17 protein-coding genes and 1 pseudogene are annotated in these 20,145 nt (G+C 61.6%); 9 read left to right on the top strand and 9 right to left on the bottom strand.

Features of this window, described 5'->3' with window-relative positions; translation table 11 throughout:
• Positions 1 to 5 precede the first annotated feature (5 nt).
• Positions 6 to 671, bottom strand: coding sequence for an FKBP-type peptidyl-prolyl cis-trans isomerase (locus V3W39_RS08900; RefSeq protein WP_177043757.1), 666 nt, complete (start codon positions 669 to 671; stop codon positions 6 to 8).
• Positions 672 to 863: 192 nt separating this feature from the next.
• Here V3W39_RS08900 and V3W39_RS08895 point away from each other — a divergent pair.
• Positions 864 to 1,859, top strand: a pseudogene (locus V3W39_RS08895) (AlgP family protein); the annotation flags it as partial.
• Between the two features lie 278 nt (positions 1,860 to 2,137).
• On the opposite strand, the gene V3W39_RS08890 reads toward V3W39_RS08895, so the two are convergent.
• On the bottom strand, positions 2,138 to 2,599 hold the full coding sequence (locus V3W39_RS08890) for a TIGR02444 family protein (protein WP_330212508.1): 462 nt from the start codon (positions 2,597 to 2,599) through the stop codon (positions 2,138 to 2,140).
• Between the two features lie 50 nt (positions 2,600 to 2,649).
• On the opposite strand from V3W39_RS08890, the gene V3W39_RS08885 reads away from it, so the two are divergent.
• The 3 genes from V3W39_RS08885 to V3W39_RS08875 all read left to right on the top strand — a co-directional run bounded on the left by V3W39_RS08885 (position 2,650) and on the right by V3W39_RS08875 (position 6,044).
• Complete coding sequence (locus tag V3W39_RS08885; protein ID WP_177043760.1) at positions 2,650 to 4,560, top strand: ATP-binding cassette domain-containing protein; 1,911 nt, start codon at positions 2,650 to 2,652, stop codon at positions 4,558 to 4,560.
• The gene (locus tag V3W39_RS08880; protein WP_177043761.1) at positions 4,560 to 5,123 is read left to right on the top strand and encodes a mechanosensitive ion channel family protein; all 564 of its coding nucleotides are present in this window, start codon (positions 4,560 to 4,562) and stop codon (positions 5,121 to 5,123) included. The genes V3W39_RS08885 and V3W39_RS08880 overlap by 1 nt, the downstream gene beginning before the upstream one ends.
• A gap of 288 nt (positions 5,124 to 5,411) precedes the next feature.
• Positions 5,412 to 6,044, top strand: coding sequence for a LysE family transporter (locus tag V3W39_RS08875; protein WP_003208844.1), 633 nt, complete (start codon positions 5,412 to 5,414; stop codon positions 6,042 to 6,044).
• Positions 6,045 to 6,182: 138 nt separating this feature from the next.
• Here V3W39_RS08875 and V3W39_RS08870 read toward each other — a convergent pair whose 3' ends face one another.
• From V3W39_RS08870 to V3W39_RS08855, 4 genes are read right to left on the bottom strand one after another with little or no spacing between them, the layout of a single operon-like run.
• Positions 6,183 to 6,926: a penicillin-binding protein activator LpoB gene (locus V3W39_RS08870; RefSeq protein ID WP_259195505.1), complete on the bottom strand. Its 744-nt coding sequence runs from the start codon at positions 6,924 to 6,926 to the stop codon at positions 6,183 to 6,185.
• 3 nt (positions 6,927 to 6,929) lie between these two features.
• Entirely contained in the window at positions 6,930 to 7,517 is a 588-nt protein-coding gene (gene lpoB, locus V3W39_RS08865; protein WP_010167979.1) for a penicillin-binding protein activator LpoB, read from the bottom strand.
• A 29-nt stretch (positions 7,518 to 7,546) separates the two neighbouring features.
• The gene (locus tag V3W39_RS08860; RefSeq protein ID WP_003214024.1) at positions 7,547 to 7,918 is read right to left on the bottom strand and encodes a YcfL family protein; all 372 of its coding nucleotides are present in this window, start codon (positions 7,916 to 7,918) and stop codon (positions 7,547 to 7,549) included.
• A 10-nt stretch (positions 7,919 to 7,928) separates the two neighbouring features.
• Positions 7,929 to 9,326, bottom strand: coding sequence for a COG3014 family protein (locus V3W39_RS08855; protein WP_177119994.1), 1,398 nt, complete (start codon positions 9,324 to 9,326; stop codon positions 7,929 to 7,931).
• A 296-nt stretch (positions 9,327 to 9,622) separates the two neighbouring features.
• Here V3W39_RS08855 and V3W39_RS08850 point away from each other — a divergent pair, with 296 nt between their 5' ends.
• A complete protein-coding gene (locus V3W39_RS08850) occupies positions 9,623 to 11,518 on the top strand; it encodes an FTR1 family protein (protein WP_177079187.1) in 1,896 nt (631 codons plus the stop codon).
• 2 nt (positions 11,519 to 11,520) lie between these two features.
• Positions 11,521 to 11,973 carry a YaiI/YqxD family protein gene (locus tag V3W39_RS08845; protein ID WP_177043765.1) on the top strand — a complete coding sequence of 151 codons (453 nt, stop codon included), beginning with the start codon at positions 11,521 to 11,523 and terminating at the stop codon, positions 11,971 to 11,973.
• Here the strand turns inward: V3W39_RS08845 and elbB are convergent.
• Positions 11,970 to 12,635, bottom strand: a complete 666-nt coding sequence (gene elbB, locus V3W39_RS08840) for an isoprenoid biosynthesis glyoxalase ElbB (protein ID WP_177043766.1) — start codon at positions 12,633 to 12,635, stop codon at positions 11,970 to 11,972. The genes V3W39_RS08845 and elbB overlap by 4 nt on opposite strands.
• A gap of 115 nt (positions 12,636 to 12,750) precedes the next feature.
• Between elbB and V3W39_RS08835 the strand changes: the two genes are divergently transcribed.
• Positions 12,751 to 13,986 carry a sterol desaturase family protein gene (locus V3W39_RS08835; RefSeq protein WP_177043767.1) on the top strand — a complete coding sequence of 412 codons (1,236 nt, stop codon included), beginning with the start codon at positions 12,751 to 12,753 and terminating at the stop codon, positions 13,984 to 13,986.
• On the opposite strand, the gene V3W39_RS08830 is transcribed toward V3W39_RS08835, so the two are convergent.
• Complete coding sequence (locus V3W39_RS08830) at positions 13,967 to 14,605, bottom strand: DedA family protein (protein ID WP_177043768.1); 639 nt, start codon at positions 14,603 to 14,605, stop codon at positions 13,967 to 13,969. The two genes, V3W39_RS08835 and V3W39_RS08830, sit on opposite strands and share 20 nt — an antisense overlap.
• 229 nt (positions 14,606 to 14,834) lie before the next feature.
• On the opposite strand from V3W39_RS08830, the gene hemB reads away from it, so the two are divergent.
• Both hemB and ppk1 read left to right on the top strand, forming a co-directional pair.
• Positions 14,835 to 15,848 (top strand): porphobilinogen synthase, encoded by a 1,014-nt coding sequence (hemB, locus tag V3W39_RS08825; protein WP_177043769.1) that lies wholly within the window; start codon positions 14,835 to 14,837, stop codon positions 15,846 to 15,848.
• A gap of 18 nt (positions 15,849 to 15,866) precedes the next feature.
• Positions 15,867 to 18,095, top strand: a complete 2,229-nt coding sequence (gene ppk1 / locus V3W39_RS08820; RefSeq protein WP_177043770.1) for a polyphosphate kinase 1 — start codon at positions 15,867 to 15,869, stop codon at positions 18,093 to 18,095.
• An 88-nt stretch (positions 18,096 to 18,183) separates the two neighbouring features.
• On the opposite strand, the gene ppx is transcribed toward ppk1, so the two are convergent.
• Positions 18,184 to 19,686, bottom strand: a complete 1,503-nt coding sequence (ppx, locus tag V3W39_RS08815) for an exopolyphosphatase (RefSeq protein ID WP_177043771.1) — start codon at positions 19,684 to 19,686, stop codon at positions 18,184 to 18,186.
• Between the last annotated feature and the right edge of the window lie 459 nt (positions 19,687 to 20,145).

Raw genomic sequence — 20,145 nt, 5'->3', positions numbered from 1 at the left:
TGGGCTCAGGCGCCCGCGGCGAGCAACTCGATCTCGAATACCAGTGGCGTATAAGGCGGGATCAACTCGCCGGCACCATCAGCGCCATAGGCCTGGTTGGATGGAATCACCAGGCGCCATTTCGCGCCCACCGGCATCTGTTGCAACGCACTGCGCCAGCCGCTGATCACACTGTCCAGACGAAACCACTGCGGCTGCGTGCTCTTGTCGAAGACGGTCCCGTCGGGTAATCGCCCCACGTAATTCACTTGCACGCGATCATCGGCCGCCGGTTTTTTTCCGCTGCCGGGGGTCAGTTCGGTCAGCAGGATGCCGTCTGCCAATTCGCGCACACCAGTTTTGGATTTCTCGCTCGCCAAAAATTGTTGCTCTGCCGCGAGTGCCTGTTCACTTTGTGGCGCCCGATTGTCTGGCGCGTTTTGCGCTTCGTGCTGGGCGAGGATCTGTTCGATGCGGGTGTCGTCCAAGGCCAGTGGCTTGCCTTGGTAGGCCTGTTTGAGTCCGTCGATCAGCGCCTCCATCTGCAGGCCCGGCATCTCCTGGCGCAGGCGTTCACCCAGGCTTGCGCCCAGGCTGTAGGCCAGGTCGTGGTCATCTTTGGACGGGGATTTCTCGCTCGCGTTGGCCGCTGAAAGCGCCACGCTCAACACTAAAAAAAGGTAACGCGACATGGGCGTTCTCCAGCCGAAAGTGCGATGGATTATGCCAGTGTGAATGCTTAAAAAGTGGCGTGGATTTTCGTTATATCGATAAGAATTTTCGTGCGGTGCAACGCAAGCCATTCGATACTGTCAACATGCCCTAGCGGCGGTAAGAGCAGAGGGCTAGTATGAGCCGCACCCACGTCAGCCAGGAGGTAAACCATGTCGGCCAAACAGAAGCCTGTAAATACCCCGTTGCATTTGCTCCAACAACTTTCGGGCAGCCTGCTCGAGCATTTGGAAAGCGCCTGTTCACAAGCCTTGGCTGATGCTGAGAAGTTGCTCGCCAAGCTTGAAAAACAACGCGGCAAAGCTCAGGAAAAACTGCACAAATCCCGTACCAAACTGCAAGGCGCAGCAACCGCTGGCAAAGCCAAGGCACAAGCCAAAGCCAAGGACGCCGTCAAAGAACTTGAGGACCTGCTCGACGCCCTCAAGGATCGTCAATCCGAAACCCGCACCTACATTTCCCAACTCAAGCGTGATGCTTCCGAGAGCCTGAAACTGGCTCAGGGCATTGGTCGTGTGAAGGAAGCTGTCGGCAAAGTGCTGAGCACCCGTGCTCCGGCCAAAGCCGTTGCAGCCAGCGCGGCGAAAAAGCCTGCCAGCAAAGCAGTCGCCGCCAAGGCACCTGCAAAAGCTGCGACCAAGCCTGCGGTAAAAGCACCGGCTAAACCGGCTGCTAAAACTGCTGCTGCGAAACCGGCTGCCAAGCCAGCCGCTAAAACTGCTGCTGCCAAACCGGCCGCCAAGCCAGCTGCTAAAACTGCTGCTGCGAAACCGGCCGCCAAGCCAGCTGCTAAAACTGCTGCTGCGAAACCGGCTGCCAAGCCAGCCGCTAAAACTGCTGCTGCGAAACCGGCCGCCAAGCCAGCTGCTAAAACTGCTGCTGCCAAACCAGCTGCCAAGCCAGCCGCTAAAACCGCTGCTGCCAAACCGGCCGCCAAGCCAGCTGCTAAAACCGCTGCTGCAAAACCAGCTGCCAAGCCGGCTGCTAAAACTGCTGCTGCCAAACCGGCCGCGAAGCCAGCTGCTAAAACTGCTGCTGCCAAACCGGCCGCGAAGCCAGCTGCTAAAACTGCTGCTGCAAAACCAGCTGCCAAGCCGGCGGCTAAACCTGCTGCTGCGAAACCAGCCGCGAAGCCAGCTGCTGCCAAACCAACTGCTGCCAAGCCGGTCGCTAAGCCGGCTGCCGCTAAACCAGCTGCTGCCAAGCCGGCCGCCAAGCCAGCTGCCGCAAAACCTGCTGCTGCGAAACCAGCCGTCAAGCCAGCCGCAAAACCAGCAGCCGCCAAGCCTGCACCGGCCAAACCAGCAACTCCAGCTGCCAAGCCTGCAACTGCAGCCGCGCCTGCTGCCAGCACTGCAGCACCTGCCGCACCGGCCAGCAGCACGCCTGCACCGGCAGCGCCAAGCGTCACTCCAACCAGCGCTTCCTAAGTGCCGGTAGCCGCGGCGCGCAGCTGATGCAGCGCGTCGTGGTCAAGGTTGGCGGCTTCGGCCGCCAGTCCTTCAAGCCATGCTTGATCTTTCACCTCGGCCATCGGCCAATCCTGCGCCACACCTTCCAGTCGCAATAACAGCAAGCGCTCGGCTTCCAGCTCCAGTGCCTTGACCCGCTCCCGTAACGCGCCCAGTTCAGCATCGTGCTGCGCCAGGGGCCGCCATTGCGTGCGTACGTACCGCAGCGGTTCAACCACCTCGGCCTGCCACGGCCCGGCCATCTGCCGCAATGCCTGCAAACGCGACGGTTGCGCCGCCACACCGCGCTGCTCCAGCCACAACCCGCACAACACCAGGCACACATCAGCCCCTTGCGCCTGCAAGCGCAGGCAAGCGTCCTCGACGCCCGGGCGGGCGTAAGTCGAGAGGGCAAAGCTCCACAGGTCAGCGCACATATTCACACCCAAGCCAGCGGCCAACGAAGCTGGTAGACTCCGCCGCCATTATGATCCGACTTCAAAGCCTAACATTACAGCGTGGCCCGCAACGTCTTCTCGAAGACGCCGAGCTGACCCTGCACGCCGGTCACAAAGCCGGCCTGATCGGTGCCAATGGCGCCGGCAAATCCACGTTGTTCGCCTTGCTGCTGGGTGAGCTGACGCCCGACTCCGGGGATTGTCTGCTCCCGGCCGACTGGCGCATCGCCCATATGCGCCAGGAGATCGACACCCTCGACCGCATTGCGATCGACTACGTGCTCGATGGCGACCTGCGCCTGCGCCAGGTGCAACACGACCTCGCCGAGGCCGAGAAAGCCCAGGACGGCGCCGCACAGGCCCGCCTGCACTCGGAACTGGACAGTGCCGACGGCTACACCGCCGACGCCCGTGCCCGCAAGATGCTTGCCGGCCTGGGCTTTACCAACGAACAGATGGACCGCCCGGTCGCCGACTTCTCGGGTGGCTGGCGCATGCGCCTCAACCTGGCCCAGGCACTGATGTGCCCCTCGGACCTGTTGCTGCTCGATGAACCGACCAACCACCTGGACCTCGATGCGATCCTGTGGCTGGAAGACTTCCTGAAGAGCTACCCGGGCACCTTGCTGCTGATTTCTCACGACCGGGATTTCCTCGACGCCGTGGTGGACAACATTGCCCACGTCGACCAGAAGAAAATCACCCTGTACCGCGGCGGCTACAGCGCCTTCGAACGCGCCCGTGCCGAACGCATGGCCCAGCAACAGCAGGCCTACGAGAAGCAGCAGGCGCAACGTGCGCACATGGAAAGCTACATCGCCCGGTTCAAGGCCCAGGCCACCAAGGCCCGTCAGGCCCAGAGCCGGATCAAGGCCCTGGAGCGCATGGAAGAACTGTCGGCGGCCCACGTCGATTCACCGTTCGACTTTGTGTTCCGCGAGTCGGTGAAAATCTCCAGCCCGTTGCTGGACCTGTCCGACGCCCGCCTGGGTTATGGCGACAAGACCATCCTCGAGAAGGTCAAGTTGCAGCTTACCCCAGGCGCGCGGATCGGCCTGCTCGGCCCCAACGGTGCGGGCAAGTCGACCCTGATCAAAAACCTCTCGGGCGAATTGCAGCCGTTGGCCGGTCGCCTGGTGCGCGGTGAGAACCTGGTGGTGGGCTACTTCGCCCAGCATCAGCTCGACTCCCTCGACGCCAAGGCCAGCCCGCTGCTGCACTTGCAGCGCTTGGCGCCGACCGAACGCGAACAGACCCTGCGGGACTTCCTCGGTGGTTTCGACTTCCGTGGTGCGCGCATCGACGAGCCGGTGCTGAACTTCTCCGGTGGCGAAAAGGCCCGCCTGGCCCTGGCGTTGATCGCCTGGGACCGGCCAAACCTGCTGCTGCTCGATGAACCCACCAACCACCTGGACCTGGAAATGCGCCTGGCGCTGACCATGGCCCTGCAGGAGTTCAGCGGCGCGGTGTTGGTGGTGTCTCACGATCGGCACCTGCTCAAGAGCACCACGGATAACTTCCTGCTGGTGGCTGACGGCAAGGTCGAGGAATTCGACGGCGACCTGGAAGACTACGCCCGTTGGCTCTCGGACTACCGCCTGCGCAACGCGCCGGTCAGCAACACGCCGGTCAACCCGGACAAGACCGACAAGAAGGCCCAGCGCCAGGCCGCCGCTGCCTTGCGGCAGCAGCTTGCACCCCACAAGCGCGAAGCCGACAAACTGGAAGCCGAGCTGGGCAAAATCCACGAGAAGCTGGCGAAGATCGAAACCAGCCTCGGTGACAGCGCCGTGTACGAGCCGGCCCGCAAGGATGAGTTGCGCGACCTGCTGGCCGAACAGGCCAAACTCAAGGTGCGTGAAGCGCAGTTGGAGGAGACCTGGATGGAAGCCCTCGAACTGCTGGAATCCTTGCAAGCGGAGCTGGAGGCGCTGTCCTGATGGAAGCGCTGCAACTGCCGCTGCCGGCACAATGGGTCGCGCCGATCTGGGTGGCCGTACAAATTCTGCTGATCCTGCTGGCCGGCTACTTCACCCAGCGTTTCGTCGCCAAATGCCTGAACCGCCTGGGGGAGCGTTATCCGTTCCCGCCGCAGTTGCTGATGCCCCTGCGCGGCGGCCTGCGCTGGCTGATCATGGGCAGCGCGCTGATATTCGTGCTGGAGCGCCTGGGCGTGTCCGCCACGGTGCTGTGGACGGCGTTGTCGGGTTTCGTGGCGGTGGCGGCGGTGGCGTTCTTCGCCATGTGGTCGGTGTTGTCCAACCTGCTGTGCGCCATCCTGATTTTCACCGTGGGACCGTTCCGCCTTGGCGACGTGGTCGAGCTGGTGGACACCGTCGACAAGCCTGGCGTCAAAGGCCGGGTGGTGGCAATCAACCTGCTCTACACCACGCTGATCGAAGTGGAAGAGGCCGGGACGGGCAGCGTCATGGTGCAAGTGCCCAACAGCCTGTTTTTCCAGCGCTCGGTGCGCCGCTGGCGCGGCAGTGACGTGCTGCCTTAACCTGTGGCGAGGGAGCTGCTGTGGCGAGGGGGCTGATGTGGTGAGGGGGCTGCTGTGGCGAGGGAGCTTGCTCCCGCTGGAGTGCGCAGCGCTCCCAAGATTTTGGGGCCGCTACGCAGCCCAGCGGGAGCAAGCTCCCTCGCCACAGCAAGCTCCCTCGCCACAGTAAGCTCTGTGGCCACAGCAAACTCCCTCACCACCCAGGCCCAGACCAAAATTTTTGTAGCCATTTCTCGGGCAGCAGCGTTAGTTTAGAAACATTCAGCAAACTCAGCTCTGAGGTGTGTAATGGCACTCGACACATGGCTGGCCTTTTTCCTGGCCAGTTGGATCATCAGTCTCTCTCCTGGCGCCGGCGCCATTGCGTCGATGTCCAGCGGCCTGCAGTACGGTTTCCTGCGCGGCTACTGGAACGCCCTTGGCCTGCAATTGGGCCTGGCGATGCAGATTGCCGTGGTCGCCGGTGGCCTGGGGGCGATTCTCGCCGCATCCTCTACCGCGTTTTATGCGATCAAATGGTTTGGCGTGGCGTACCTGGTGTACCTCGCCATCAAGCAATGGCGCGCACTGCCCACCGACCTGAGCGATGACGCGGCGATCCGCCCGATCGGCAAGCCGATGGCGATGATGTTCCGCGGGTTCCTCGTCAACGCCAGCAACCCCAAGGCCCTGGTGTTCATGCTGGCGGTGCTGCCGCAGTTCGTGAACCCACAGGCGCCGCTGCTGAATCAATACCTGATCCTGGGCGCGACGATGATCTGCGTGGACATGATCGTGATGGCCGGCTACACCGGGCTGGCCTCGAAAGTGTTGCGGTTGCTGCGCACACCGAAGCAGCAGAAGCGCATGAACCGCACGTTTGCCGGGTTGTTCGTTGGGGCGGCAGGTTTTCTTGCCAGCCTGCATCGCGCAACGGCGTAACTGGCGAAACCGGATCAAAAATGTGGGAGCTGGCTTGCCTGCGATAGCATCACCCTGGTGTAACTGATACACCGAGGCGTCTGCATCGCAGGCAAGCCAGCTCCCACATTGGTTTTGTGTTGCTTGTACTTGCAGTAATCAGCGCAAGATCTTCGGCGCTTCATCCCGTGGCAGGTTATTGCGCAATGCAGGCTGCCCAGGTGCTTCCTGATAACCACCGCCGAGTTGTTCGGCCAACTGCCGCGCCACATCCTCGCCCAACGCCTTCGACACTTCCCGCACCACACGCGGCCGGTTCAGGCTCACGCGCACGTCACGGTTGTTCACCAGCTTGGTGTCCTGGCCTTCGCCCATGGCGGTAAACGCGGAGGTGATTTCAAAGGTGCGGGTGTTGATCAGGCTGAAATCCGCCACCAGCGTCAGGCCCAGCACCGCCGAATAGCTGTTGGTGTGGTCCAGCGCATTCACATCCTGGGTGAAGTCGATGTCCGACAAGGTGCCGAACAGCACGTAGTCCGCGCCCTTGAAGTTGCCGGCCTTGATCCGCTTGATCACGTCATATACGTCGCCCTTGGCGTCGGCGGTGTAAGGCGTGCCCTGCACCAGCTGGAACTGCCGCAACTTGAGGATTTCACCCTTGATGTCGCCGCTGAACTTGCGCAGTTCGGTCTGCTCGATGTAGCTGGTACGGCTCTCATACTCGCTATAGCTCGAACCGCCGCTGGCGTTGTAGGCGCTGGCCTGGAAGTTGTTGCTGGCGGCGACCTGGTGGATGTACTCCTCCACCCTGGCCTCGTAGGCCAGGTCGGTCACCGCGATCTTCGGTGCGGCCGAGGCGCCAAAGGCGCACAGCAGGCCGATCATGCCGATCCATGCACGCATTGCTTAGCGCTCCGTGGTCTTGCGGATTTCTTTTTCGTCCATCCACTCGGCCAGGCCGCTTTCAACATCCACCAGTTGCAGGCTGAACTTGTAGAACACGTCCTTGTAGTCCGAGCTGCGCTTGACGATGGAGCTGATGGAGCCTTCCAGGCGGTACTTGGCGGCGACCATGTTGCCGGTCTTGCTGACGGTGGACTTCTTGTACAGGCCGCTCTGGTTCTGCAACTTCAACTGGTCGACCTGGCTTTGCATGTCGGTGTTGTCGCTGGCGAAGCGGGCGGTGCCGGTCTTCATCAGCTGGGTCTTGATCGACGTGGTGATCTCGCGGGTGTCGATGTACTCGCTGGTCTTGTTCTTCACGTCATACACCTGCACCACCGGGCGGCCTTGCAGGATGCCGGACTGGGCCAGGGAGCGGGTCATGCTTTCGGCGATCATCTGCAGGTCGGTGGAGCCGAACTCGTTGGTCACCAGTTCCACGGCCTTGGTGTCGCCGTAGCTGATGTTTTTACCGCCCAGTACCGGCGATGTGTTGGCGCAGCCACTGGCCAGGACGGCCACCACGGCGAGGAACGAAAAGCGTGCAAACATGGGGAAATCTCTCAAGAAGGGTGGACGGCTTAAGGGGTTTTGACTTCAAGACGGAAGTCCGCCGCCTGGGGCAGGTTGGCGATGGCTGGCAGGAAGGTCGCCTGGTTGGCGTAGAGGTTCAGCACCTTCCAGGTCTCTTCATCGCCCACCGGGAAACCGTCGGCCCCCAACCAGGCGAAGCGGTAATACATCATCTGGTTGCTGCTGGTGATGTTGCTCAACTGCACCTTGGCGGTCAGGAAACCGTTTTCCCGGGCGACGCGGATGGCGCCGACGGCAATGCCCTTGAACTTGCCCATCACCACGATTTTGCTCGCGGCGCTGCCGGGTTCCGGTGGTGGCGGGGTGGCGCAGCCGGCCAGCAGGATCAGCGCCAGGGCGCCGAGGATGAAGTGACGCATAGCGTGCTCCTTAAGGTTGTTTGAGAGTGGCGACGGCTTGCGGCGGGTTGCTCTGCACCACGTGGGCCGCAAGACCGCCGGCGAATACCTGGTTGCCGACCACGCGCAGAGTGATCACCTGATAGCGCTGGTCGGCCTTGACCGTCACCAGCGTGCCGCCCAGGGCGTTGGGCAGGCTGACCTGGTGCTCGCCGTGCTTGAGGCGCAGGCGCGTCACCTGGGTCATGTCCGGCAGGGTGCGCCAGGTGCGGGTGTCGGCGCCTTCGGTGACGGCCGAGGCGATACCCAGTACCAGGCCGGCCATCGGGTTGGTCTTGTTCAGGTTGTTCTGGGTGATACCGCGAGTGACGGCGCGCACGGTGGTGCGCAGGATGATGCCCGGCATGTCATCCCGCAGGGCGCGGCGAGACATGGCAGTGATGCTGTTGAGGGCGGTGAGGTTCTGCTGCTGGCCGTCGACACCGATCTGGGCGAAGGTCGCGGTGGAGGTGTCGGGCTTGATCACCGGGAACGACAGCGGGGTGATCACCAGGTGGCCGTCGATGGGGATCGGCAACGGCAGGCGAATCGAGTCGCGGGCTGGGGCCAGGCCGCTTTGCACCACGATCAGCACGTCGGTCTCATCGGCGCTGACTTTGGATTTATCCAGGTCGAGCAGGGCCTGTTCCAGCAGCGGTGTATTGGGGCGCAGTTCGGCCGCCTTGCGATAACCCGGCGCGGCCAGGTCTTTTTCCCCCAGGGCTTCGTAGACGAAACCGGCCAGGTAATGGCTGAACGCACTCTGATAGCTGTTCTTCAGGCCCACCACTTCCGGGGCATTGAGGCTTTCCACCGGGTAGCCGCGCAGGTCCTTGAACTGGGTCGCGATGCCCTGGCGCTCGGCTTCGTTTTCGCTCTTGAGGTATTCCTTGTCCCGCAGGTCGGCGATCACCGCCTCGCGTTCGTGGGTTTTCTTGATCTCGGTGCGGGCACCGTCGAAGTCATTCAACGCCAGCAGGTTCAGGGCCATCTGGGTGGTGAGCATGACTTTTTCGTAGTCGTAGCCTTCGTAGCGGCGGACCTTGTCATTGACCAGGAAGGCGCCGAACTGCGCGAGGTACTTGTCGGTGTCGAACTTGACCGACTCTTCCCACTTGTAGACTTGCAGGTCGGCACTGCGCCAGGCGACCTGGCTGCCGGTCAGGTCGCCCTTGGCCCGCAGCAACTCACCCTTTTCGAAGTAGTAGAGAAGGTCTTTGTCGTCGCCGGTGTTGTTCTTCTCAAGCAGGGTCAACGCGCCATCGACATTGCCGGTGGCCAACTGCTGGTTGGTGGCTTGCAGCTCGGTGTCGTAGCTGCGAAACATCGAACAACCGGACAACAACGTGACCGCCGCGAGCGCGAGCGAAGTAAAGGCGCGAGATGCCATCGAAGAGCTTCTTCCCTGAACGTAATCGGCCGAATGTGCTGGTCGGGCCGAATCACCAATGGCAGGAAAGCGTCGCTATCCTGTCAATTCCTCATAAAAAGAGGAGCGAAAATGCCATTTCGCAATAACGAAGGCGCGGCATTATAAGCTGCATTACTGGCAAAACAATGGCCTTTTGGATCCATATTTCAATGAAGATGCCACTACCCGCGCCTACACAAAATCACTAACGCCTTGAGTCAAACGGCTTAAGGTTTGACAATGTGTTACTTCGTATTTCCATTTGAGATTCATTCATGATTGCCCCTTCCCGCTTTCTTGCCTGGCTGGTACTGCCGGCGTTGATGTCGTGCAGCGTCAACCTGCTGGCTGCAACTGCCGAGGGTGCCCCCCAGGCCCTGCATTTACTGGACTACATCGGCGCGGACTACCCGCCGACGGTGGAGGCGGGCAAGGTCATCGATGATTCGGAATACCGCGAACAGGTGGAATTTCTTGGGGTTTTGCAGGGGTTGGTGGCTGAGCTACCGGAAAAACCCGAGCGAGCCGAGCTGATAAAAGGCGTGGATGAATTGCTGGCCGCCGTGACGGCCCATCAGGATGGCGCGGCGGTTGCCCACCAGGCCCGGCAATTGGGCGCCAAGCTGGCGGTGGCATATGAAGTCAGCCAGGCCCCGGCCATTACGCCGGACCCGACCCGTGGCGCACCGCTGTACGCGCAAAACTGCTCGGTGTGCCACGGCGCCACCGGCGCCGGTGATGGCCCCGCAGGCGTCGGCATGACCCCGCCGCCCGCCAACCTGCGGGACGCTGCACGCCTCGACCGCTTGAGCCTCTACGCGATCTACAACACCCTTGGGCTGGGCGTCGAAGGCACCGACATGCCGTCGTTCGCCGATCAACTGGACGACCGCCAGCGCTGGGACCTGGCCACCTATATCGCAGGTTTCACCGCCGACCCGGCTGCCGCGAAAAGCGAAAAGTCCTTCAACCTCGCCGACCTCGCCCGCCAGACCCCTAACGAAGTGCTGGCCGCCGAAGGTCCGGACGCAGTCGCCACCTTCCGCGCCCAGCGTGCGCAACCGCCGCAGGTCAAGCGTGGCCCGGCGCAGTTGCTCGATTACACCGCCGCAACCCTCGACAAAAGCCTCGCCGCGTTCCGCAATGGCGAGCATGAGCAGGCCTACGACCTCTCGGTAGCGGCTTACCTGGAAGGTTTCGAGCTGGTTGAAAGCTCCCTCGACAACGTCGACGCCAACGTACGCAAGGACACCGAAAAGGCCCTGATGGCCTACCGACAGTCGTTGCAGGACGGTTTGCCGATCGAACAAGTGCAGCAGCGCCTGGACGTAGCCAAGGGCAAGCTCACCGAATCGGCCGGCTTGCTGGGCAGCGATGGCCTGAGTTGGTCCCTGAGCTACATCTCCGGTTTGCTGATCCTGTTGCGCGAAGGCCTGGAAGCGATCCTGGTGCTGGCCGCGATCCTCGCGTTCCTGCGTAACACCGGCCAGCAATCGGCGGTGCGCAGCGTCAACGTCGGCTGGGGCCTGGCGCTGTTGGCCGGTTTGGCGACGTGGGCGTTGGCGGCGTATGTGATTGACGTCAGCGGCGCCCAGCGTGAGTTGCTGGAAGGCTGCACCGCGCTGTTTGCCAGCGTGATGGTGCTGTGGCTCGGGGTGTGGATGCACGACCGTCGCCACGCGGCGGCCTGGCAGGACTACATCAAGAGCAGCCTGGTGGGCGGTGGCGGGCGTTTCGGCTTTGCCATGCTGGCGTTCTTCTCGGTGTACCGCGAGCTGTTCGAAGTGATCCTGTTCTACGAAACCCTGTGGTTGCAGGCCGGTCCCGCCGGGCACAACGCGGTATTGGCCGGTGGTGCCACGGCGCTGGTGCTGTTGGTGGGCCTGGCCTGGGTGATTCTGCGGGGCTCGGCGAAACTGCCGCTGGCGCTGTTCTTTGGCATCAACGCGGCGTTGCTGTGCGCGCTGTCGGTGGTGTTTGCCGGCCATGGCGTCAAGGCGTTGCAGGAAGCCGGGATCTTCGGTACCCGGCCGGTGGCGTTCTTTGACTTCGACTGGCTGGGTATCCACGCCGATGCGTATTCGCTCGGTGCCCAGGCCGTGGCGATCCTGGCGATTGTGGTGCTGTACGGCCGCAGCCGGCTGGCTGAAAAACGCCGCGTGGTGGCCTAGCCATGCGCGTGTGGATCGATGCAGACGCCTGCCCGCGGGCGGCCAAGGACCAGGTGGTGAAGTTCGCCCTCAAGCGCCAGTTTGAAGTGGTGCTGGTGGCCGGGCAGAGCCAGATCAAGCCGAGCTTCGCGTGTGTGAAGCTGATCGTGGTGCCCAGCGGCCCGGATGCGGCCGATGACTACCTGGTGGAGCACGCGGTGCCCGGCGACCTGGTGATCTGCAGCGATGTGCCGTTGGCCGACCGCCTGGTGAAGAACGGCGTAGCGGCGCTGGACCCGCGAGGCAAGGAGTTCAGCCCGCAGAACATGAGTGAACGGCTGGCGGTGCGTAACCTGTTCACCGATTTGCGGGAACAGGGGCAGATGGGCGGCGGCCCGCCGCCCCATGGGGACAAGGACAAGCAGGCGTTTGCCAACTCGCTGGATCGGATCCTGACCCGGCTGATGAAGGCCTAATCGTTCTCGTGAGTCAGTTCCAGCACCCGGTCCACCAGCTTGTTGATGCCTGAAGCCACTTCGCTGATGCGCTTGCCCAGCATATAGGCCGGCGTGCTCACCAGTTTGCGCGCCTTGTCTTCGACGATGTCGTCTACTGCGCATTCCTGGTGGGTGGCGCCCATCTTGTCCATGGCGGCGGCGGTGTCGGCATCGTTGCCGATGGTGCAGGTCACGCCCGGGCCATAGATCTTCGCCGCCAGGGCCGGCGAGATGCAGATCAGCCCGACGGGCTTGCCTGCTTCGGCAAACGCCTCGGCCAATTCCAGCACCTGCGGGTTGACGCTGCAGCCGGCGCCTTCCACGGCAAAGTTCGACAGGTTTTTCGCTGCGCCAAACCCGCCGGGCACGATCAGCGCGTCGAAATCCTCGGCGTTGGCGTCACGGATATCCTTCACCTCGCCCCGGGCGATACGCGCCGATTCCACCAGCACGTTGCGCGACTCGGGCATCTCTTCGCCCGTGAGGTGGTTGATCACATGCAACTGGGCAATGTCCGGTGCAAAGCACTGCACCTCGGCGCCGCGCTGGTCCAGGCGCAGCAGGGTGATCACGCTTTCATGAATCTCGGCCCCGTCGTACACGCCACAGCCGGAAAGGATCACTGCAATCTTTTTGCTCATGGGCATTTCTCCTGATTCATGGCGTTAAATGTCTACTCATTTGTCACTCATTGCCAATGGGATATCCAGCCGCTACACCTACTCTAGATGTAACAATAATTGACCGGACTTGCCCATGGACTTCGTCCCTTACGCGGTACCGTTTTTCATTGCCTTGATTGTGGTCGAACTGCTGGCCGACTACCGGCGCGGCCAGCGCAATTACCGGGTGGCCGACGCCATCAACAGCCTCAGTACCGGCGTGTTGTCCACCACCACGGGGCTTTTGACCAAAGGGGTGGGCATCCTCACCTATGCCTTCGCCCTCAAGCACCTGGCAATCATCGAACTGTCGGCCCAGAGCGTCTGGACCTGGGTATTCGCCTTTGTGTTCTATGACTTCTGCTACTACTGGCTGCATCGCTGTGGCCATGAACGCAACATCCTCTGGGCCGCCCATTCGGTGCATCACCAGAGCGAGGACTACAACCTCAGCACCGCCTTGCGCCAGACCAGCACCGGCTTTCTGCTGAGCTGGATTTTCTACCTGCCGCTGGCCGTGCTTGGCGTGCCGCTGGTGGTGTTTATCAGCGTGGCGTCCCTCAACCTGCTGTATCAATTCTGGGTGCACACGCGCCATGTGCCGAAGCTCGGCTGGTACGAGTGGTTCTTCGTCACGCCGTCCAATCATCGGGCCCACCATGCACAGAACGCTCTCTACATGGATCGCAACTACGGCGGTGTGTTCATTATTTGGGACCGTCTGTTCGGCTCCTTCCAGGAAGAAGACGATAACGAACCGGTGATCTTTGGCGTGACCACGCCATTGGCCAGTTGGAACCCGTTGTGGGCCAACCTGCAGTTTTATGCGCAACTGTGGAGTGATGCGCGGCGCACCGAAAGTGGGTGGGACAAGCTGCGTATCTGGTTTATGCGTACCGGCTGGCGGCCGGCCGATGTGGCGGCGAAGTACCCGATGACCAAGCCGGATTTGAGCCAGTTCCGCAAATTCGAGGTGCCGCTGGATGGGCGCCAACAGATCTACATTGCCCTGCAATTTGCCGCGTACGTGGGGTTTGGCAGCTATCTGATGAATTTTGGCGAGGGCTTGCCGACCGCCGCCCTGGTGTTGGGCTGGAGCGCGATGGCGTTGGGGTTGTTCACCCTGGGGGTGGCTTTGGAGAATCGCCCGTGGGCGCTGAAGGCTGAGCTGGTGCGCCTGGCGCTGAATGTGCCACTGGTGTGGCTGGCGCCGCTGGTTGGGCTGTGGCCGGCCAGCTCGTTAGGCTGGCTGGGCCTGGTCAGTTACAGCTTGCTCAGTGGCATCGGTCTCTACTGTTGCAGAGACCGGCTTACTCGACTGGCGTCGTAGGTTTTTCGGTTGTTTCCGGTTCGCCTGCGGCCAGGCGAACCTTTTCGGCGGCGCAGGCTTCACGGGTCAGCCGGGCGTTCTTGATGCGCCGGCGTAGCCACAAGCCCAGGCCCAGCACCAGCAGTGCGCCCAGCACCCACAGCTCATACTTCTTGACGCTGCCCAGCATGCCTTCCAGTACCGCGCCGAAATGGTAAGCCGCAGCCCCCAGCGCAGCGGCCCACACGGCGGCGCCGATCCCGTTGAGTAACAGGTAGCGGCCCGGCGGGTAGCCCGACAAACCGATGGCGACCGGCATCACCGTGCGCAAACCGTAGACGAAGCGGAAGCTCAGCACCCAGATGTCCGGGTGCTTGCGGATATGCTCCAGGGCCCGGTCGCCCAGCAATTGCCAGCGCGGTTTGCGCGCCAGCAGTTTGCGGCCGTGCTTGCGTCCCAGGAAGTACCACAACTGGTCGCCGGCGTAGCTGCCGAAAAAGGCAACGACCACCACCAGGTTGATATCCATGTATCCACGGAACGCCAGGAAGCCTGCGAGAACCAAAATGGTTTCGCCTTCGAAGAAGGTGCCTAGGAACAGCGCAAAGTAGCCGAAGTCATGCAGAAATTGTTGAAGCATGGTCTGGGTGCTGGCGAAATGAACGCGCAGCCTACGCCTTCGTGAACATTCATGAAAGTATCGAGATGTGTCACGAAGTGAACAATTCCTACATAAACGACGAATGCGACTACAGGTCGCACGGCGGTTGCCTTACTGCGTATGAGCTAACCACAACTGTAATTCCTTCGTCATAATGGCCGCTTATAACTGTCACGCTCGCCCGTCAACCCGGGCTCAGGAGTCTGCCGTGAGCTTTACCCCCGCCAACCGTCTGTTTCCCGCCACTCGTCTGCGTCGCAACCGTCGTGATGACTTTTCACGTCGTCTGGTGCGTGAAAACGTCCTGACGGTGAATGATCTGATCCTGCCGGTGTTTGTGCTGGACGGTGAAAATCGTCGGGAAGCGGTGGCGTCGATGCCGGGCGTGGAGCGCTTGACCATTGATTTGCTGCTTGAAGAAGCGGCGAACTGGGTCGAACTGGGGATTCCGGCGCTGGCGCTGTTTCCGGTCACGCCGCCCGAGCTCAAGTCTTTGGACGCCGCCGAAGCCTGGAACCCGGACGGTATCGCCCAGCGCGCCACCCGTGCCTTGCGCGAACGCTTTCCGGAACTGGGGGTGATCACCGACGTGGCCCTGGACCCGTTCACCACCCACGGGCAGGATGGCATTCTCGACGAAGAAGGCTATGTTCAGAACGACATCACCGTTGATGCACTGGTCAAGCAGGCCTTGTCCCACGCCGCAGCGGGCGCCCAGGTGGTGGCACCGTCAGACATGATGGACGGTCGTATCCAGGCGATTCGCGAGGCCCTGGAGCTGGCCGGCCACGTCAATGTACGAATCATGGCCTACTCGGCCAAGTACGCCAGCGCCTACTACGGCCCGTTCCGCGATGCAGTGGGCTCGGCGCTGAACCTGGGCAAGGCCAACAAGGCCTCGTACCAGATGGACCCGGCCAACAGCCACGAAGCCCTGCACGAAGTGGCGGCGGACCTGGCCGAAGGCGCCGACATGGTCATGGTCAAGCCCGGGATGCCGTACCTCGACATCCTTTATCGGGTCAAAGAGGAATTCAAGGTGCCGACCTTTGTCTATCAGGTCAGCGGTGAATACGCCATGCACATGGCCGCGATCCAGAATGGTTGGTTGAGTGAAGGGGTGATCCTTGAATCCCTGACTGCCTTTAAACGCGCGGGTGCCGATGGCATCCTGACTTACTTCGCCGCCCGCGCCGCCCAATTGCTTAGAGAGCAACAATAGCCCTCACAGGAACACTCGATGAATACCGAAGGACTCACAGAAGTTGCCGTAAAAGACGCTCACCCGGTGGTCGAACAAGTCACCGAGACCCCGCCGGAGCTGGAGCCGGCGCCACCTGCTGCGGCAGCGGAAGCGCCAGCCGCCGCACCGGCGCCGGTGGTTGCGATTACCAACCTGGATGACAGCAGCCTGTACATCCATCGCGAGCTGTCACAACTGCAATTCAACATCCGCGTGCTGGAACAGGCGCTGGATGAGTCCTACCCGTTGCTGGAGCGGCTGAAGTTCCTGCTGATCTTCTCCAGCAACCTGGACGAGTTCTTCGAGATTCGTGTCGCCGGCCTCAAGAAGCAGATCACCTTCGCCCGTGAACAAGCCGGCGCCGACGGCCTGCAACCGCACCAGGCCCTGGCCCGAATCAGCGAGCTGGTGCACGGCCATGTGGACCGCCAATACGCGATCCTCAACGACATCCTGTTGCCGGAACTGGAAAAACATCAGGTCCGCTTCATCCGTCGCCGCTACTGGACCACCAAGCTCAAGACCTGGGTACGCCGGTTCTTCCGCGACGAGATCTCGCCGATCATCACCCCGATCGGCCTCGACCCGACGCACCCGTTCCCATTGCTGGTGAACAAGAGCCTGAACTTCATCGTCGAGCTGGAAGGTATCGACGCCTTCGGTCGCGACTCGGGCCTGGCGATCATCCCGGCGCCGCGCTTGCTGCCACGGATCATCAAGGTACCGGAAGAGGTGGGGGGGCCTGGTGATAACTATGTATTCCTTTCGTCGATGATCCACGCCCACGCCGATGACCTGTTCCAGGGCATGAAGGTCAAGGGCTGCTACCAGTTCCGCCTGACCCGTAACGCCGACCTGGCGCTGGACTCCGAAGACGTCGAAGACTTGGCCCGTGCCCTGCGCGGCGAGCTGTTCTCCCGTCGCTACGGTGACGCGGTGCGGCTGGAAGTGGCGGACACCTGCCCGAAACACCTGTCTGACTACTTGCTCAAGCAGTTCAACCTGAGCGAGAGCGAGCTGTATCAGGTCAATGGCCCGGTGAACCTTACGCGCCTGTTCAGCATCACCGGCCTGGACAGCCATCCGGAGCTGCAATACAAGCCGTTCACCCCGCAGATCCCGAAACTGCTGCAAAACAGCGAGAACATTTTCAGTGTGGTGAGCAAGCAGGACATCCTGTTGCTGCACCCGTTCGAGTCCTTCACTCCGGTGGTCGACCTGCTGCGCCAGGCCGCCAAGGACCCGCACGTGCTGGCCGTGCGCCAGACCCTGTACCGCTCCGGTGCCAACTCGGAAATCGTCGATGCGCTGGTAGACGCCGCGCGTAACGGCAAGGAAGTCACCGCGGTGATCGAGCTGCGCGCGCGGTTCGACGAAGAATCCAACCTGCAACTGGCCAGCCGCCTGCAAGCGGCCGGTGCGGTGGTGATCTACGGTGTGGTGGGCTTCAAGACCCACGCCAAGATGATGCTGATCCTGCGCCGAGAAGCTGGCGAGATCGTGCGTTACGCCCACTTGGGCACCGGTAACTACCACGCCGGCAACGCCAAGCTCTACACCGACTACAGCCTGCTGACCTCCGACGACGCCTTGTGTGAAGACGTCGGCAAGTTGTTCAGTCAGTTGATCGGCATGGGCAAGACGTTGCGCATGAAGAAGCTGCTGCATGCGCCGTTCACCCTGAAGAAGGGCATGCTCGACATGATTGCCCGCGAGACCCAGTTCGCCCTCGAAGGCAAGCCGGCGCACATCATCGCCAAGTTCAACTCGCTGACCGATCCGAAGATCATCCGCGCGTTGTACAAAGCCAGCCAGTCGGGCGTACGTATCGACCTGGTGGTGCGTGGCATGTGCTGCCTGCGTCCAGGCATCGCCGGGGTTTCCCACAACATCCACGTGCGTTCGATCATCGGGCGCTTCCTGGAGCACACCCGGGTGTTCTACTTCCTTAACGGTGGCGAGGAGCAAATGTTCCTCTCCAGTGCCGACTGGATGGAGCGCAACCTCGACAAGCGTGTGGAGACTTGCTTCCCGGTGGAAGGCAAGAAGCTGATCATGCGGGTCAAGAAGGAGCTGGAGAGTTATCTCACCGACAACACTCACAGTTGGAGCCTGCAGTCGGACGGGCGCTACGTGCGCAACACGCCGACCGGCAACCAGAACCCGCGCAGCGCCCAGGCGACATTGCTCGAGAAGCTGGGCAGCCCGATTCTGACGGTGAATTAAGCAAGGTATACGCGGGCCCATGTGGGAGCTGGCTTGCCAGCTCCCACATGGGCCCGCACATTTGTTTTGTGGCGTTATATAGATCGTTTTAGCGAACGTTCAGCGCGAACCCAACCCGCGTCAGCCACTCCGCTTCCTGGGCGAAATCCGCCTGGGTCAGCTGGTTTTCATCCAGCCAGTCCTTGGGGAAAACCACGTCCAGGCTGTCGGCATTGGCACGCAGCACCACTTGCGGCATTTCCTGGGTACCACGGATGTGGTGGAACAGGATCGCAAAGCGCAGCAGGGCGCACAGGCGAATCAGCTTGATGCCCTCGGCGCCGAACTCGGCAAACTTGTCTTTCGGAATATTGCGACGGTGGCCGCGTACCAGCAACGCGAGCATCTGTTGGTCTTCCCGGGAAAAACCGGCCAGGTCCGAGTGCTCGATCAGGTAGGCGCCGTGCTTGTGGTAATGGTAGTGGGCGATGTCCAGCCCCACTTCATGCACCTTGGCCGCCCAGCCCAAGAGTTCGCGCCAGACGCCATCTTCCAGGTCCCAATCCTCGGCCACCTGGTCAAACGCATGCAGCGCCTTGCGCTCAACCCGCGCCGCCTGTTCCAGGTCGACGTGGTAACGCTCCATCAACGAGCTGAGGGTGCGCTCCCGGACGTCCTCGTGGTGATGGCGGCCCAGCAGGTCGTAGAGCACGCCTTCACGCAGGGCGCCGTCGCAGTGGTCCATGCGTTGCAGTTCGAGGGCATCGAAAATCGCTTCGAGGATCGCCAGGCCCGCCGGGAAAATCGTGCGGCGGTCAGGCTTGATGCCCTCGAAGTCGATTTTTTCGGCATCCCCCAGCTTGAACAGCTTGCGCTTGAGCCAGGCCAGGCCTTCGGCGTTGACCTCGCCGGTGCCGTGGCCGCCGGCCTTGAGCGCCAGGCCAATGGCGCGGATGGTGCCGGACGAACCGATAGCCTCATCCCACGTCAGGCGGTGCAGCGCGTGCTCGATGCTCATGATCTCCAGCCGCGCCGCCGTATAAGCCTGGGCGTAGCGGGCCGGGGTGATCTTGCCGTCCTTGAAATAGCGTTGGGTGTAGCTCACGCAACCCATCTGCAGGCTTTCGCGCAGCAGCGGTTCGAAGCGCTGGCCAATGATGAATTCGGTGCTGCCACCGCCGATGTCGGCGACCAGGCGCTTGCCCGGTGTGTCGGCCAGGGTGTGGGACACGCCGAGGTAGATCAGGCGGGCCTCCTCGCGACCGGAGATGACCTCTACCGGGTGCCCGAGGATCTCTTCGGCGCGGCGGATGAATTCGCCACGGTTGCGGGCCTCGCGCAGGGCGTTGGTGCCGACGATCCGCACGGCGCCCGGGGGCATGCCGTTGATCAGTTGGGCAAAACGCTTCAGGCAATCGAGCCCGCGTTGCATGGATTCTTCATTGAGTTGACGTTCGTCGTCGATCCCGGCGGCCAGTTGCACTTTCTCGCCGAGCCGCTCAAGGATGCGGATTTCGCCGTTCTGGGCCTTGGCCACGACCATGTGAAAGCTGTTGGAGCCCAGGTCGATGGCGGCGATCAGGGACAGATTCTTGGCTTGGGATTGCGGCATGGTTAGGGGGTCTCGGTCGATAACCTCGACATCGTGCCACGATCAACCGCTGACGCCAACGCGAAGTGCTTGGGGAATTTTCCCACCGGCGTCTTTGAGCAAAATTTACGGGATGCGTAGGACGATTCTCGATATGGCTGGCGATTGGTCTGTAAGGCAACAGGAATAACAGAAATTTCTAATTTTAATAGGAAAGGCGAATATCCCTACACGCGTGGGTTATTTGTTTAAGTGGATAATTAAGTCAGGACTACTGCCGGGATGACTTAAAGGGGCATTATTTTTTTACGGCTCTTACATTAGATCAGGCGTCGTCTCATTCTTTCTTTTGGTACTAACGAGAGAGACTGTCACTCGGCGATTGTGCCGTGGTGTTATTTATTTGTAGTTCGCTTATCAAGGTCGATAGTTGTTGGGCATGGAGTTGCCCGGTGAACCAAATGCACCTGATAACTTTCA

The sequence above is a fragment of the Pseudomonas sp. Z18(2022) genome, assembly GCF_036346535.1.
GTDB classification, from domain to species: domain Bacteria; phylum Pseudomonadota; class Gammaproteobacteria; order Pseudomonadales; family Pseudomonadaceae; genus Aquipseudomonas; species Aquipseudomonas yamanorum_A.
This window is presented reverse-complemented; position numbering and strand designations above follow the sequence as displayed.